Origin of the sequence: Sphingomonas faeni, from assembly GCF_040407495.1 — a bacterium.
Classification (GTDB): Bacteria; Pseudomonadota; Alphaproteobacteria; order Sphingomonadales; family Sphingomonadaceae; genus Sphingomonas; species Sphingomonas faeni_D.
Genome location: NZ_JAPZPP010000001.1, coordinates 289060 through 304951 on the forward strand (window position 1 = coordinate 289060; position 15892 = coordinate 304951).

11 protein-coding genes are annotated in these 15892 nt (G+C 65.6%); 2 read left to right on the forward strand and 9 right to left on the reverse strand.

The features are described 5' to 3' along the window. Positions 1-37 precede the first annotated feature (37 nt). The 4 genes from O6W96_RS01405 to O6W96_RS01420 are packed head-to-tail and all read right to left on the reverse strand — an operon-like array spanning position 38 to position 7248. Complete coding sequence (locus tag O6W96_RS01405; protein ID WP_353467906.1) at positions 38-1348, reverse strand: MFS transporter; 1311 nt, start codon at positions 1346-1348, stop codon at positions 38-40. Next, positions 1326-3569 carry a glycoside hydrolase domain-containing protein gene (locus tag O6W96_RS01410; RefSeq protein ID WP_353467907.1) on the reverse strand — a complete coding sequence of 748 codons (2244 nt, stop codon included), beginning with the start codon at positions 3567-3569 and terminating at the stop codon, positions 1326-1328. Before O6W96_RS01410 ends, O6W96_RS01405 begins: the two co-directional genes overlap by 23 nt. Then, positions 3566-4717, reverse strand: coding sequence for a YdcF family protein (locus tag O6W96_RS01415; protein ID WP_353467908.1), 1152 nt, complete (start codon positions 4715-4717; stop codon positions 3566-3568). Before O6W96_RS01415 ends, O6W96_RS01410 begins: the two co-directional genes overlap by 4 nt. Next, entirely contained in the window at positions 4714-7248 is a 2535-nt protein-coding gene (locus tag O6W96_RS01420) for a TonB-dependent receptor (RefSeq protein ID WP_353467909.1), read from the reverse strand. Before O6W96_RS01420 ends, O6W96_RS01415 begins: the two co-directional genes overlap by 4 nt. Positions 7249-7364: 116 nt before the next feature. On the opposite strand from O6W96_RS01420, the gene O6W96_RS01425 reads away from it, so the two are divergent. After that, positions 7365-8483 carry an ROK family transcriptional regulator gene (locus O6W96_RS01425; RefSeq protein WP_353467910.1) on the forward strand — a complete coding sequence of 373 codons (1119 nt, stop codon included), beginning with the start codon at positions 7365-7367 and terminating at the stop codon, positions 8481-8483. 57 nt (positions 8484-8540) lie between these two features. Here O6W96_RS01425 and O6W96_RS01430 read toward each other — a convergent pair whose 3' ends face one another. After that, on the reverse strand, positions 8541-8984 hold the full coding sequence (locus tag O6W96_RS01430) for a hypothetical protein (RefSeq protein ID WP_353467911.1): 444 nt from the start codon (positions 8982-8984) through the stop codon (positions 8541-8543). A 69-nt stretch (positions 8985-9053) separates the two neighbouring features. Then, on the reverse strand, positions 9054-9209 hold the full coding sequence (locus tag O6W96_RS01435) for a hypothetical protein (protein ID WP_353467912.1): 156 nt from the start codon (positions 9207-9209) through the stop codon (positions 9054-9056). A 412-nt stretch (positions 9210-9621) separates the two neighbouring features. Here O6W96_RS01435 and O6W96_RS01440 point away from each other — a divergent pair, with 412 nt between their 5' ends. Continuing rightward, positions 9622-10314 (forward strand): prolyl hydroxylase family protein, encoded by a 693-nt coding sequence (locus tag O6W96_RS01440; RefSeq protein ID WP_353467913.1) that lies wholly within the window; start codon positions 9622-9624, stop codon positions 10312-10314. A gap of 26 nt (positions 10315-10340) precedes the next feature. On the opposite strand, the gene O6W96_RS01445 is transcribed toward O6W96_RS01440, so the two are convergent. From O6W96_RS01445 to O6W96_RS01455, 3 genes are read right to left on the reverse strand one after another with little or no spacing between them, the layout of a single operon-like run. Continuing rightward, positions 10341-11075, reverse strand: a complete 735-nt coding sequence (locus tag O6W96_RS01445; RefSeq protein ID WP_353467914.1) for a L,D-transpeptidase — start codon at positions 11073-11075, stop codon at positions 10341-10343. A gap of 1 nt (position 11076) precedes the next feature. After that, a complete protein-coding gene (locus tag O6W96_RS01450) occupies positions 11077-13824 on the reverse strand; it encodes a filamentous hemagglutinin N-terminal domain-containing protein (protein ID WP_353467915.1) in 2748 nt (915 codons plus the stop codon). 55 nt (positions 13825-13879) lie between these two features. Beyond that, positions 13880-15562: a ShlB/FhaC/HecB family hemolysin secretion/activation protein gene (locus tag O6W96_RS01455; RefSeq protein ID WP_353467916.1), complete on the reverse strand. Its 1683-nt coding sequence runs from the start codon at positions 15560-15562 to the stop codon at positions 13880-13882. Positions 15563-15892: the final 330 nt, after the last annotated feature.

A 15892-nucleotide genomic window follows, 5' to 3' on the forward strand; every position in this document is an offset into this window, starting at 1 on the left:
ATCGTTAAAACGGCGCCCCCGGCAACCAGCCCGCGTATCAACGATGTTGCGCGGCGGTCGTCACCGCCCTGCGACGGGCCAGCATGACGAGGCAGGCCAAGGCTCCGATCAACGGTACCGCCCAGGCCATGCCGAGCAAGCGCGTGCCGCTTTCGTGCGCGAGCGGCGTCGCAGTCGTCCAGCCGATCCGCGCCAGCCCCTGGCCGAGCAATGCCCCGCTCAGGCCCCCACCCAGCTTCAGGATGAGCAGCAGCAGCGCGACCGGCAGTCCTTCGAAACGGATGCCGGTGCGGCGCTCGCCGTGGTCGATCGCATTGGCGAGCAATACCCAGATCATCATCTGCAACCCCGCATTGCCGATCCCGAACAGCGCGATCCCCGCTATCGCAGCGGGCATGATTGCGAACAGCGTCAGGCCGGCCGCGATCGCCATCAGCGAGAACCGGACAACGTGAAGATGGCCGGTCCGCCGCGCGATCGTCATCCACACCGGCAGTGCGACCAGTTGCGCCAGCGCGAGCGTCGTCAGCGCGCGCCCGGTCCAGGCTGCGTCGTGGATCACGCCCTTGCCGATATATGCAAAGGAACGTGCGAAGAACGGGAGCGTCAGTGCCTGTACGAAACCGAGCGCCAGCAACAGCAGCAACGGCCGGTTGCCGAGGACCCAAGCGAGCGATGCGCGGGGGACCGGTACATACGGCTCTATCGCCGAGCGCGGTGCGGAAGCGGCCGACAGCCACAAGGTCGCGACATAGGCGAGTGCCGCGCCACCGGTGACGGTGAGCAGCCCATAACCGCCGTCGCCGGCCGGATCGACGAAAGCGCTGGCGAAATGGGCGACGGCCAGCGCGCCCAGGCAGCTGAACATATACCGCAGTCCCGACAGCGTCGTGGCCGCGCCCGGCGCGCGCGTCATCCGCATCATCAACGCATTGTGCGCGACGTCGCATACCGAATAGGCGGTACGGAACAGCAGTACGATCGTGACGGCCCAGGCGAGTATCGCCGACCCCCGCCAGCCCGGATCGACGAAGAAGAGCGCGAACAACACGCCGACGATGGGCGCGCCGACGAACAGCAGCCCGCGATACAGGCCGAGTCGATTTGTCGAGCGATCGAGCAACCGGCCGAGCAGCGGATCGCAGAGGCCGTCCCATACCAGCCCGATCATCACCACCAGCCCAGCGACCGCTGGCGACACGCCCCAGCGTTCGGTCAGGACGAACAGCAGGAAGAAATCCATCGTCGAGGCGAGGACGTTCTTGCCGAAATTGCCGCTGGCATAGCCGACCATCCGTGCCCGATGGACCGGGCGGTCGACGATTTCAGCGGCGGCGGCTTGCTCCATCGCGCGACGTCTTAGCCGTGGTGTCGTGCGATTGCGGGACATTTCTTGTGGTCGTGACTGTGAGCGTGCCACCGCGGAGCAGATCGGCGTGCTGGACACGGAAGTTCGGGAGAGGCCGTCCGTTCAGGCTGACCTTCGTGATCCTGCCATCCTCGGGCCCGGCGCGCTGGATCGTCAGCGTACGGCGATTGCCGAGATCGATACGGGACTGCGCGAACGCCGGGGTCGTCACGATGTACCACGGCTCGCCGGGCACCAGCGGATACAGGCCGAGCGACGCGAACACATACCATGCGGTCATCCCGCCGGCATCGTCGTCCATCCCGTCGGCAAACCCCTGCGGCGACAGCGCGAAGCTGCGACCGACGAACGGGACCGGCAGCTTGCCGCTGTTGGTATAGGGATGCGCGATCGGCTTGGTCAGGATCCTGTGGATCAGGTCGGCGGAGGCTTGCGGCTCGCCCAGCGCGGCGAACATCCACGGCACCTGGATGTCGGGCTCGTTGGTCATGTTGAACAACCCGGCATCGAAGAAATGATGCAGTTCGCCGAGCAGCCGCTCGCGTCCAACCGTCGCGGTCATCCACGGCAGGTCGAAGATCGGCGCCCAGCGATATTGCCACAACGTGCCCTGATACAGCCCGCGCGCCTTGACCACGTCGCCGTCCGCACCCGGCGTCTGGAACACCGATCGCCACATCGGCCGATAGCTCTGCGCCTTCGCGGTGAAGGTCCGCGCGACGTCGCGGCGACCGAGATCGCGCGCGAGTTCGGCGGTTGCCCAATCGTCATAGGCCGCCTCGATCTGTTCGTCGGGCGTGCCGCGCTTGAGCGTGTCGCTGTCCGCCGCCATCCCCGCCAACGCGGCATCGGCGTCGAACACGATGCCCTTGCGGTGCATGTCGAGCAACGCGATCCCGGCGTGCTCGGTGCGGACCGTCAGGAACGGCTCGTGCGGGGTCGACCATTGCGGCTTGCCGCCCGCGTACAGCGCGACCAGCGACTGCGCGATGTCGGCGCTACGCTCGGGCTGGAGCAATGCGAGCAACGGCATCTGCGTGCGGTAATTGTCCCATAGCGACCAGTTGGCGTAGCGCGTCTGCCCCTTCGGTGAGGTCTGCACAGTGCCGTCCTTGTCGCGGTGGCGCCCGTCGGCGTCGTCGATCGCGACCGGGGTTTCCATGACGCGGTAGAGCGAGGTGTAGAACAGCGCGCGCTGGTCTCGCGAGCCGCTCGGCACGACGCGGCCGAGGACGTGGTTCCAGGCGCTGCGCGTTTCGCCTGCGACGACGGCGAGGGACTTGCTGCCGAGTTCGGTATCGCGGACCGATGCCGCGCCGCGTCCGTCTACGGTCGACAGGCCGGTACGGATTTCGATCGCGTCGCCGGCTTTAGCGGCAATGTGCAGCGTCGCCAGATCGTTTGCGCCGGCGGTCAGCGTCTGGTGGATCGGCCGTCCGTTGACGAGGATCCGGCTGGCGGTGTGGAGATGATAGGCGCCCTGGTCGCAGACCGTGCCTGCGACCAGATCGGCGCGCAGGTCGTCGCTGGCGAGGCTGCCCCAGCTAGCCGCCAGACGTTTCGAATAGCTGTGTCGCGGGTCGATCCGTAGATCGACAACGCCGGCGCGGGGCAGGGTGAATCGCAGCACGCCGGCCCCCCGCGTTGCTGCCATCTCGGCTAGAATGCCGCGGTCATAGCGGACGCGGTACGCCCCAGCGCGCGCGGTCTCGCTCGCCTTGTCGATCAGCGCGGCGCCGGTGCTCCCGGCATAGCGCAGCGAGATCATAAGGTCGCCGCCTGCACCGCCGCAGCCGACCCCGACGCCGCGGGTGTGCGAAAAGCCGAGCAGCGTGGTCGCCGCGTGGTCGTAGCCCGCGTGATTGGCCGGGCTGGTGTCGGGGCCGAGCTGCATCATCCCGAACGGCGCGACTGCGGCGGGGGAGAGTTGGCCGAAGTCGGCGAGCGTGCCGACGAAGGGGTCGACTAGGTCTGCGGGGGTTTCTCGTGCGGTGAGGGCGGTGGCGGTCCCGAATATGGCCGCGAGCAGAAGAGCCGTCCTAAAACCGCGCCTCCCCGGCGAAGGCCGGGGCCCAGGTGGAAAGGCCGATGTAACCGAGCGCGGCCCTGCGTTGGCGACGTTTCCCAACTGGGCCCCGGCCTTCGCCGGGGTGAAGGCACGGGTATTTACTCGGGTCGGGTGCTTGAAATAATCGCTCATGGATCGAGAGGATCACGTGGATCGTGGCGCAACGATAGCCGCGACGGTCGGAATTCCAGGTCGTACACCGACAGCCGCCGACCTACCGCACCCGGCAGATAGCCAAGTTCCGCGCGGTTGCGGTCGGTGAATGTCGCGCTCTCGATATACTTGCTCTGCTCGGCGTCGGTCACGATCAGCGCTGGCCGATCTAGCGGGATGCCCAGCGCCACCATCCGCCGCGTCGCGTTGCGCAGATTGGTCGTCGTGTGCCGCGCATACGGCTCCAGGATCACGCGATCGGCTGGGATCCCATAGCGCTCGACCAGTGCGCGACGGATCTCGACCGCCTCGACGAACCGCGTTCCCCGCGGATGCACCGCGCTGCCCGACACCAGGATGAACGGTGCGAGACCTTGGCGATAGCGTTGCGCCGCGAGCAGCGCGTGGAGCTTGCTGCGCGGGCTGAGCGTGGTGCCCGTATCCTCGGGGCCGACGCCGGGGACGATCAGCAGCGAATAGCGGAACGCCGTCCAGTCGGTCCGTGCCGCCAGCGCTTTCGTGCCCGCATTCTCCCGCTGGTCGAGCGGTTCGAACCGCGTCGCGGCCACCGCATCGTTCGCATCGAGCAGCGCGACCGCGAGCCGCACGCTCGCTGCGATCGTCGCGGGCGGCGCATCGGAGGCGGCGCGCGCGGTATCGATCGCAACCTTGACGCTGTCCGCGAAGAACGGCGTGCCGGTTGCGAAAATCGGTCCGTCGATCTTGGGATAGCGTCCCGGCAAGCCAAGGCCGTAGACGCGCAGCACGACGTTCACCGCGTCCAGTTCCTGGTCGATTGCCGCCGCCAGCGGCAGATCGGCATTCGCCTTCACTGACCGCAAAGCGCCAGTCCTTGCTAACTGCGCGATCATCGCCCGATCCTGGTCGGTCCAGATCGTCGCCTCGATCACGCAGGCAGGTGCATCGCTGCACGCCGCAATCCGTCGCGCCCGCGCTTCGAGCGATCCCGGCGGCAGTCGGTTCAGCGCGCCGAGCAGCGGGAACAGCCGTTCCGACAACGTGTCGACGACACTGTCCGCCACCCTTACCGGTGCGGGCGTTTCCGCCCACGTTGGCGCCGCCGCGGTCATCGCCAGCGCCGCCAACACGTATCGCAAGCCCGTCACCAGGACTTGCTGACCACGAGACGGACGTTCCGACCGAAGATCGGGCGGCCGTAGATCGCATCCGCCGTGCCCTGGCCGCTCAACTGGTCGGTACGCGTGTTGCCTTCCGTCAGGCCTTTCGCATTGAACAGATTGTCGCCGACGACCTGCATCTGCCACGTATCGTGCGTCAGCGTTAGCCCAGCGCCGACCGTCTGATACGAAGGCAGGGCCGTGTTGTTGAAGAAGTCGACATAGCGTTTGCCGGTATATTCGTAGCGGCCATAAAGTTGCACCGAATTGCCCGCGACGTCGAAGTCGACCGAGGGGCGGATGTTGCCGTAAATTTTCGGCTCGCGGACGATCTGGTTACCCTCGACGTCGCCTGCACTCGCGCCGTTGGCGTTGACGAGGCTCTTATACTGCGGATCGCTGATCGTCAGCGCGCCGGTCACCGCGAAGCCGCGGGGCAACGCAAGGTTGCCGTCGATCTCGATGCCCTTGATCTCCGCCTTGCCGACGAACGGTACCGACTGATCGTTGCGGCCGGTGACGGGGTCGAGCGCGACGAACGACGCATTGAGCGGATTGTAGCGCGTGTAGAAGCCGATCAGGTACAGATAGGACCGGCCGAACGCGGCCTTCAGCCCGACTTCATACTGGTTCGCCTTCGACGTGATGATCGTCGGGTTGATCTGGTAGGTGACTTGCGTCGATGGTGGCGTTTCGAGATGCGAGGCGCGCGCATAGGCGCCGAGATGCTGCGTGACGTCGTAATTCACGCCGCCCGTCCAGTTGGTGATGTTCGGGCTGAGCTTGGCATTGATGATCTGGCCGGTGAACGCGCGGACGGCATTGTCGGCCAGCGTGGTGGGATCGCCAAGGTTGGCCGACGTCGTCGCGAACGCATAGCCGTCGAAGCTGTAGCGCTCATGGCGCACACCGCCGTCGAGCTTGAGGCCCTTGGTCAGCTCCCACGTGTCGTTGGCATAAAGCGCGTACATCTTCGCGTCGGTGTTGCCGCGGTTCAGCGTGGTCGTGTAGCGGAGCACGCCATTATCGGTAACCGAACCGACCGCCTGGCCCGCGGCGTTGTACGCGATTAGGTCGAGCGTCCGCGGCTTGCCCTTCACCTCGAGCAGATAATCCTGATACGCGACGTTGTTGGTCTCGCCGTACAGGCTGCCATAGACGCCGACGCGCAGGTCGTGCGTGCCGAACCCGGTCGCGATCGACCGCGTGACGCTGAGGTCGCCTTGCGTCGAATAATATTTCGAGACGACGTCACGGAACTGCGCGGGGACGACCAGGCCGGATGCGGTGTTGGGGTCGTAGACCTCAGCGCCGTTGGTACCGGCGATCGCATAGCCCAGTCGCGTGACGCCCGCGCCGAACGCGGTGCGCGCTGCGGTGAGGTTGCTGGCGGCAAAGGCGTTGGCATCCGACGGGTTGCTGGTCGAATAGAGCGCGTTGAAATGGAGCTTGCCGACGCTGACGCCGCCCTTCGCCGCAACCTGCCAGCCATCATAATCGGCGTCGTATTGTACGCCGACATTGCCGAACTGCGTGTGGCGACCATTGCCCAGATCGGCCGCGACGTTGCGCGTCGTGCCGTCCGCCTCGCGGAACCGGATGTTGGCGTTGCGCAGCGCGGGCGAGTTCATCGTGCCGCTGAAGAAATCGATATACTGGTTGAGCGACTTGCTCGGATCGCGCGGGTCGGCGGTCGGGATCGGCAGGTAGAAGACGTTGTGGTCGTTGAGATAATTGCCCGACACACGCAACGAACCATTGCTGAAGTCGTGCTTGATATTGGCGCGGATCTGGCCGCCGCGATCGTTCGGGAAGCCGTTGTCGCGGTAGCCGTCGTGGCGGCGCAGGAACCCGCCGATCGCATAATAGGTCGAGTCGTCGATCGGGCCCGCTTGGTACCCGTCGAGCCGGTAGAGCCCGGTGTCGCCGAGCGTAACCTGCGCCTTGCCGCGCGTCGTATCGGTGCCCGACACGGTGATGTTGTTGACGATCGCCGCGGCATAGCTCGCATAGACCGGGGCAGGGCCGCCACGCACGACCTCGACGCGCTGCGTCATCAGGTCGAACCGGTTGATGCTGTCACCGCGGAAGAAATTGCCGTCATTCTCGTGGAACAGCGGCAGGCCGTCCTGCTGGAAGGTGACGAGCCCGCCGTCGCTCGGCAGGCCGCGCAGGCGGATGATGTTCTGGACCTCGCCACCGGTGTTCTCGACAGCGAACCCAGGCAGCTTGCCGAGCAGATCGGCGAAGTTGATCGGCGCGAGCTTCTGGATGTCGGCGTTGCTCAGCGAATTGACGGCATAGGACACGTCGAAGCGGCGTTGCTGGCGGGCGGAGCCGGTGACGATGATGTCGCTGCCGCCGGTGTCGGGTGCGGCCGCGTCGGGCGCGGCGGCGTCCGGAGCCGCGTCGGTGGGTGGGGTGGGGGGCAAAGGCGTGGTCTGTGCCCAAGCTGTCGACTGTGCCGCGATGCTCAGCGCGATAAACGCGCAACTCGTGCGCAATCCGATTTTGGTCATCTGTTCGTCCCCCCAGATCTCTTGAATACCACATCGCTGGACGCGCAATATTACGATTTTAATTAATTTCGCGAAATAAACTAATTGAGTAACAGGTCCGGCGACGGAGTAGCTCGATGTCCTATGCAAAGCTGAGGCTGGACGATGACGAACGGCGGATCATCCAGGTCCTCCGTTCGGTCGGCGCACGTTCGCGCAAGCAACTTGCCGGCGATCTCGCGATGAGCGCGTCGAAGCTGACGCGGCTGTCGAGCAATCTGCTCGCGCACGGACTGATCGAGGAATGCCCCAGTTCGGAGCCGATGACACCCGGTCGTCCGGCGGTGCCGCTGCGGATCTCGCCCGACGCGGGCTATGCAGTCGGTGCGATGCTCCACCGCGGGCTGATGGAGGTTGCGCTGGTCGATTATGCGGGCGGGGTGATCGCGCACAGTTCGCAACCGTTCGACGATCCCGATCCGCGCGTCTTTGCGGCGCGCGTGACGGCGTCGATGCACGAGATGGCGATAGAGAAGCGGCTGCTCGGTCGGCGCCTGCTAGGGGTCGGGATCGGTGTTCCCGGGGCGTCGCTGTCGCCCGAGGGCAATCGGCGCTGGACGGTCGACAGCCTCGGCGGATGGCGCGGGATCGATCTGAAGACCTTGTTCGAAGACCATATCGGCCATCGCATCTGGATCGAGAACGATGCCAACGCCGCGGCGCTGGCGGAATATTACGTCGGGGGCCTGATGCGTCGCTGCTCGACGGCGGTGGTGATCCTGCTCGGCCACGGGATCGGCGCCGGGATCATCGTCGAAGGTCGCATCCTGCGCGGGGCGATGGCGAGCGCGGGCGAGATCGGCTGCCTGTATCCCAACGATCGGCCACGCCCATCGACACTCGACCTGCTGGTCACGCTCCGCGAGGCGGGGTGCGAGATCCACTCGCTGGTCGATTTCGAGTCGGTCGTGGCCGGCTATGAGGACGTGGTCGACGCCTGGGTCCGTCGCGCCGCCAGCCAGATCGCGCCGATCATCAACTGGGGTCTCGCTTGGATCGATCCGGGCGAGTTCGTGATTTCCAGCCCGCTGCCCAACCACATCCTGCGCGCGCTGGTCGCCAATATCGATTTCGGCGCGATGCACATCGGCGATCACGTCAGCGGCGTACCGACCATCTCGGTCTCGACGCTTCAGGGCGCCGCGGCCACGATCGGCGCGGCGCTTCTGCCGATTCACGCGACGGCCGTGGTCTAGGACAACGGACTACGCCTGCAAACACTACCCTTGTATTAGGCCGCCAAGGCTATCGGATCACTTCGCGAAGCATTGGGCCATATAGGCGATGCGTGCGCGACCATCGGCATGCGCGGCGTCGCCGGGGAACTGACGCATAGTTTCGTTCAACTTGCTCAGTTCGTCTCGCGACAGCCAGCCCTGGATCTTGCCTTGCTGGACCGCCCAGCAATCGGCCGCCGCCTCGCCCGGACCGAAGATCTGATGCGCGCATTCGTGCGTGTACCAGAAGAGCTGTTGTGCCCGAGGTAAGTTCAGCACTCGCGGATGGAGATAGATGCGACCCCGATACGCCGCGGCGATATCGTCGATCGGCTGGATCATCGTGTCGACGGGGCCGCAGGTCGCGCGGTAACCGGCCAGCAGCAGAGCGCCCGGAAGGATCAGCGTCTGTGCGGCGGCAGGGTGGGGGACGAGCGCCAGCATCGCGGCAGCGACGCACGCAACATATTTTTTGAGCATAGGTATCCTAGCCCCGCTGGGGGCGAGGATGAGCAAAATCAGGAATTGGCCAGTCGTGAGGTGGCGACGCTAACCCAACGAAAGGAACAGGATACCTGCCCACAACAGTAACGAGACCGGCAGGGCGAACAGGATGCCGCGGAGTACGGGAAAGCGCGGCTCGGGCGTTCTCACTGTGCGCGGGGCGGTGGCCTCGACGCGTTCGCCGGGTTGCATCGAGGTCATGGCTGCGACCTCGATTTGGGCACTATGGACAGCATGGGGTGTCGGCCCCGCGCCCGCGATCAATCCCGGTGGCATGATGGTTCTCCGCCGATGTCGGTCTGGGTACGTCATCGCCATCTCTCGCCGGCAGCGGAGCATGCGATGTTTCCAATATCTTGGTTTGGCGCGACTTGATCGCATCCCATTGGGCGGGGTGGCGGCGAAATGATCGCCCAACCGAGCCTAACCTGTGTTGGTCTTGCAATATAAACGTAAGGCAGAACATAAAGATGCATCAATAAAAAATATAAACATAGGATAAGGATGATGCTATTGGTCCAGTGACGGGACGTACGAATAGAGTAACGGAATCATGGCTGAATTCTTGAATACTGGCGCTTGGCCGACCGATAAATCCGAAAATACATCGCTGATGTCGGCTCCCTTGTCGGCGCTCGATCTGCGCGACGGCCACATGGAAGCCCTGGGCAGATCCGACTCTGCCGGGCACGTTCGAGAGCGTATCGCCCATTACGCCGGCGCCGTCCGCATCCCGGCAAACGACGTCGAACTCTACGTGGTCCGTAATTTCCTCACGCTCGAAGAATGCGCTGCTCTGATCGAACTGATCGACGCCAATCGCGTGCCGTCGCCGGTCGTCTCGGACGATCCGGTGCCGTCGTACCGGACGAGTGAAACCTGTTATCTCTACCCCGGACCCGACGCGGTGACCGCGGTCGAGAGCAAGCTCGACGACCTGACCGGGCTCGAACCGATCTTCGGCGAGGCCTTGCAGGGCCAGCGCTATGCGGTCGGGCAAGAGTTCAAGCCGCATCACGATTTCTTCGATACCAGGCAGCATTACTGGCGAGACCAGGTTCCAATGGGAGGGCAGCGGACATGGTCGGCGATGACCTTCCTGAACGAACCGACCTTGGGCGGACGGACGAACTTTCCAACCGCGGGCGTGATGATCGCACCGAAGGCGGGCAATCTGGTGATCTGGAACAACATGGATGCGCTGGGCCGTCCGAATCCGGGGTCGCTGCATCAGGGTATGCCGGTCGAGCAGGGCGTGAAGTACGTGCTGACCAAATGGTATCGCGAGCGACCCTGGTGCCAGTGAGGTGAGGGCCGGACGTTGCCATTGTGCTAACCCGGGACCCGGGCGGGGATGGGGGCGGCGCCGGGGATGGGGGCCGAGCCGGGGATGGGGACGGCGAAGACGCTCCTGAGCGGCTTGGTCTCCGGTAGGATGTAGACGATGCCGACGGTGCCGGTGAACAGCGGCCTGACCACGTCGTCGTAGAACTTGGCGGGCACGTTGACGCAGCCGTAGGAGATGCGGTTGTCGCTCGCTGTAGGCGATGCCAGCCGACCGGCGCGGTTGTCGACACGGCGGCCGACGATCACGCGGTGCATCGACAGTGCGGCTTCATAGTCGATCCACAGGATATCCTGCTCGAAATCACGACCGAGCGAGGCTTTGAACCGACCCGCGGGCGTGGTGCGTTCGGCCGGTGTGATCGTCGCGAGCTTGCGCTGGCCGATCCCGGGGACACTGGCATCGCCGCGCGCCATGCCGAGCAAGGCTGGTGCCGTACCGTGCAATCCACCGGCGCCGTCGAACGCCCAGACGATGGCGTTCACCTTGTCTATGACGATGAACGGCAGGCCCTGGTTGTCGTGTGACGCGTCGACCCAGTTCACCGTATCGCGCGCGTCCGTCGAGATCGTCTCGCCCTTGAACCGGGCGGTGTCGTCGGGGCCGGTCGGGTGTGCCGTTACCGGCGCCGCCGCGGCGATCCCGAGTGCCACCCAGCCGCGCCAGCGCATGCGCAGTGCGGCGATGCGCCATCGGGAACGCCGCGGTCGAGGGTCGGTCATCTCAATGACGTGCCTGCTTGCGCGGATAGACCGGCACGGCTGGCGAGGTCGGTGGGGTGGGTTGCACGAACGGTCGGTCGCCGACCGGCTGCCCGTTGGTAGGCGTATTCGGCTGGTTTGGTGAGGACGGCGTGTCAGGCGAGTACGGCGTGTTTGGCGAGTACGGTGTGTTAGGCGTGTACGGCGTGTTTGGTGAATTCGGTGTGTTCGGCGAATTCGGCGTGTTCGGCGAGTACGGCGTGTTTGGCGAATATGGTGTGTTCGGTGAGTTCGGCGTGCCTGGATTTTCGACGATCACGGTCCCCGGACGATCGGGTGTCGGCGGCGTCACGCCTTCTTCGACGATCTCGATCGGCGGCGGCGTCGGTACGCGGATGGGCACGATCGGCACTTCGATGATGGGTCGTGTCGCGTTCGGCAGATCGGGAACCGGGGTTGGCGTAGGCGCTGGTGCCGGACTTGGCGCTGGAGCAGGTGCAGGTGCAGGTGCAGGTGCAGGTGCAGGTGCAGGTGCAGGTGCAGGTGCAGGTGCAGGAGCAGGTGCCGGTGCGGGAGCCGGCGCCGGTGCAGGAGCCGGAGCTGGTGCCGGTGCGGGAGCGGGAGCGGGAGCGGGCGCTGGAGCTGGCGCCGGAGCCGGTGCGGGAGCTGGAGCTGGAGCCGGAGCCGGAGCTGGTGCCGGAGCTGGCGCTGGTGCCGGAGCTGGCGCTGGTGCCGGAGCTGGTGCCGGAGCCGGAGCCGGAGCCGGAGCCGGAGCCGGAGCAGTAATCGTCCCGGTCGTCCGGAACCCGGCGACGCAACACGAGCTTGCCAGCGCATATTGGTCCGCGTTGGCGCCGGCCAGCGTATAGCCCGTAAAGCTCACGCCGATCCCCGTACCCGTGCCGGTGCTGTCGAACGTCGCAGTCGCGTTCGGGCCGGCGACCAAGGATACGCCGGTCGGCGTCCCAGAGGTTCCGTTGGTATTGAACCCGCTCAACACCACCGCATTGGTACCGTCGGCGACCTTCTGCGCGGTCGGGAACAGCAGCATCCGCTGGGTGATCGCCGCACCCTCGGTCAGCACGAACTTGGTCGAGAAATCGGTCGGCGTGGTGTACGAGACCGGGTTGTAGTTGATCGACACCGGCGCTGCGGTGACCGTGGTCGGCGGGGACAGCGCGGAGAACACGATCGTGCCGCCGTTGACGCCCGGACCGGTGCCGTCCGACCCGGCGATCAGCGTCAGCCCGACAGGCAGGCCCAGGCTCTGCGCCGGGATCGTCGTGCCGCGCGTCAGCGTGACGGCCGCATCGATCATCACGTCATGACCGGCGCACAGCGCGATGTTGCCGTCGGTCGTGGTGATCGCGTGAAACACCTGCACGTTGCGCCCGGCGTTGAGCAGGATGCTGCCGTTGGTCGTGGTCAGCGCTGCGTTGACGTTCACGTCGCGGCCGCAGCACGCGACGATATTGCCCTTGGTAGCGGTGATTGGCGCGTTGATGTTGACGTCGCGAAACGCGTTCATCGTCAACGTCGTCGGTACGCCCGACGCAGTCCAAGCGACCGCATCGTTGACGAAGATGTCACCGTTGCCCGTCGTCGTATCGCCCGCCGCGGGAAGCGTGCTGATAGTGATGCTGGTCGTCACGAGCTGCGCCGACAGCGTTGCGCCCGAGATGTTGCCGCCCGCACCGATAACGTAATCCTGCGGGTCGATCAGCCACGTGCCGGTCATGCCGCCCGGCGCGAAGGTCGACACCATGGCGCTGTCCGCAACGTTGACGGTCGCCGCCGACGTCTCGATGAAGCCGCCATCGCCGCCGACCGGTGCGCTCGCGTCGAGTTCGCCGCTGACGGTGACCGTGCCGGTCTTCATGTCGCCGAGCAGCAGGATCGTGCCGCCGCGGTTCTGCAACGTCCGCGCCTCGACGATGCCGGTGTTGTTGACCGCAGTGTGGAGCAGGTCGCTGGCCCCTTGTGCGGTCATCACGACCTTGCCGCCGTCGGCGCGGATCAGACCTCCGTTGCGGACCAGCGCGCCGACCGCGCCCTTGTCGACCGCGACGTTGAGCAGCCCGTCACCTGCGACGTCGAGCGTGATCGCCTCGCCGCCCGCCAGCACGACCGTGCCGAAATTCGCCTTGATCGTGCCGCCGTTGCCGACGTTTGCCCCGAGCAGCGCGACATAGCCGTTCTTCGCGGTGATCTTGCCGTCGTTTTGAACCGAAGCGTTGCTGGTGCCGGCAAAACTGTTCTTGCCAGCGAGGAAGTCGGAGTCAGAAATGTTCAACGTCGAGGCCACCAGGCCGCCGACGTTCACGTTCGCCGTCTGGCCGAAAAGGATGCCGTTCGCGTTGACCAGGAACACCTTCCCGTTCGCCGACAGATTGCCGAGAATGACCGAAGGGTCCGAACCGAGCACGCGGTTGAGGGCGACCGAGCTACTGGTGGGCTGGTCGAAGACGACGCTCTTGCCCTTGCCGATCGAAAAGGACTGCCAGTTGATCGCCGCGCGGTCGCTGGTCTGCGTCACGGTCAGCGACTTGGTACCGGTCGCGATGCTGGCCTGGCCCGCGACGACCTCACCGCCGGTCGGGAGGGTCTGCGCCTCGACCGGACGCGCCACCACCGTGCCCGCGAGGCTGAATCCGATCAGCCACGCGAACCGCGCGAGGCCGGTCGTGCCGAACAAGCCGCCGCGCTTGATGCGCGTGACGGTGGGAGCGGGGCGACTGGTGTTTCTGATCGACGAAGGGATGGGGGTCATGTGCGGTATCCTCGGTGGCGGCGGATGGCCGCAAAATTTTGGGGTGCTGGCGCGCTCAGAAGGTCTTCGAGAGCTGGAACCAGGCGCGGCCGGACTTGTCGGGGGCGGACGTCGCGTCGGCATCGCCGAGTTTGCGCGCATAGGTCGCCTTGGCGGCGATCCCGTACGGTCCCGCCCAGCTCAGCCCGGCGCCGTACGCGCTGCGCTTCGCGTGGTTCGATCCGTTGAAATACGGGTGCTTGACGTAATCGACCTCGCCGACGTCGACGAACCCGAACAGCTGCAGCGCGCCCGGCACGACCTGCGGCAACGCCAGCCGCGCCTCGGCGGTGGCGACGTAACCCTGGTCGCCGTAAGCCTCGCCCTCGGGGTAGGCGCGGACGGCATAAGCGCCGCCCAGCTCCATCTTCTCCGAAATGTCGAGGTTGCTGAACGCGATCTGTCCGCGCGCGGAGGCGAACAGCGACAGCGGCCCGGCGACCGTCTGCAACCGCGCGACGCTGAACTGTACTTTCCCGTAGCTGCCGTCGGTGCGTGCGGTGAGCGCGTCGACCGAACGCTCATAGGCACCGCGGATGTCGAGATTGCCGACCGAATAGCTCAGCGAATAGGCGGTCCAGCCGCCGCCGAGCAGCGTGTCGTGCTCGTCGCCGCTCAGCCCGATGTTGACGACCTGCGCACGGCGATAGCTGACGGTATCGACGACACCGATCTTGTCCTCGAACCATTTCAGGTCGCCACCGACCGTCAGGTACAGGTTGTTGTCGCGCGATCGGATCAGCGGATAGCTGGCATAGACGCTGGCGACGTCGGCGTTGCCGCTGCCGTCGAGGCTGTCGAATTCCTTGCCGAGCGAATAGTCGAGATGCGCAAAGGCTACGCCCAGCGTGACCTGTCCAACCGGTGCCTGGTACGACGCGCGGCCGTAGGCGAGGCCGGAGAACGAGGTCAGTGCGCGCAGGCTCAGCACGTCGCCCGAGCCGGTCGGGTTGTTCCAGTTGACCACGCCGCCGACGCGGTAGGCGCCGGTGTAGCGGTTGCCGGCATTGTCGGCCTCGACGCTGCCGGTGATGCTCTGGCCGGGGGTGATCGCTACCAGCAGGTCCGACGTGCCGACCGCAATGCCGGGGCTGAGCGTCGAGGATACGCGGACGCCGGGCAGGTCCGACAGCATCAGCAGGCGGCGTTCGAGCGGCGCGACCGCGACCGGATCGCCGATGTCGAGCCCTGCGAGGATGCCGTTCGCGACGCTATCCGACAGACGTGACTCGTTCTTGACGCCGACCGCGCCGAAGCGCCCTTCGAGCACCGCGATCGTGACTGCGCCGCTCTGGACGTCCTGCTCGGGGAGGTAGGCGTTCGCCACGAAATAGCCGCGGCTGGTGTAATATGCGGTGATCCGCGCGCCGAGCGTCTTCAGGTCCGACAGGTCGAGCACGCTATTGGGCGTGAACCCCGACGCCGCGATCAGGTCGGCCTCCGGGAACAGCGTCGCCCCGGTTACGCGCAGCGACCGGACGAGCGTCTTCGGGCCGCCCGTGGCGGCAACGACGACTGGGGTCTTGCGCTCGAACCCGAAGTCTGGGGCGGGCGTCTCGTTCAACGGTACGGGCGGGATCTGCTGGAGCTGTCCACCGGCCCCCACGGGAACCTGCGCCTGCGCCGATTGCGTCGAAATCAGCAAGGCAGCCGGGCTCACAGCCGCAAGCGCGGCCGCCCAAAGGGTCGACTTGTACATGAACACCTCGAAAGTCACCGCGGATGGAAGGCACGGGTCTCCCATCCGCAGCAGCGGGAGCCGTTCGAGGAAGGGGTAGAGCGCCCGAAGCGAGGACGAAGCCTTGATCACGACAGCAAGCGCGTTGGAATCGAACCTGATGTGCGGCGTTCTCGAAGCGTCGTCGGTCGCGAGCGTCGCGAGGTATGGCTTACTCCAGAGCGTCCTTAACCTATGTATGTCAAAATACACTTTGGCAAACTAAATATATGATAAGACTGTCAGAAACTTACAATCATCTTTGCCAACTGATTTTCAAGAGGTTCTGGAAGAATTTGAAAGCCAGCGCGC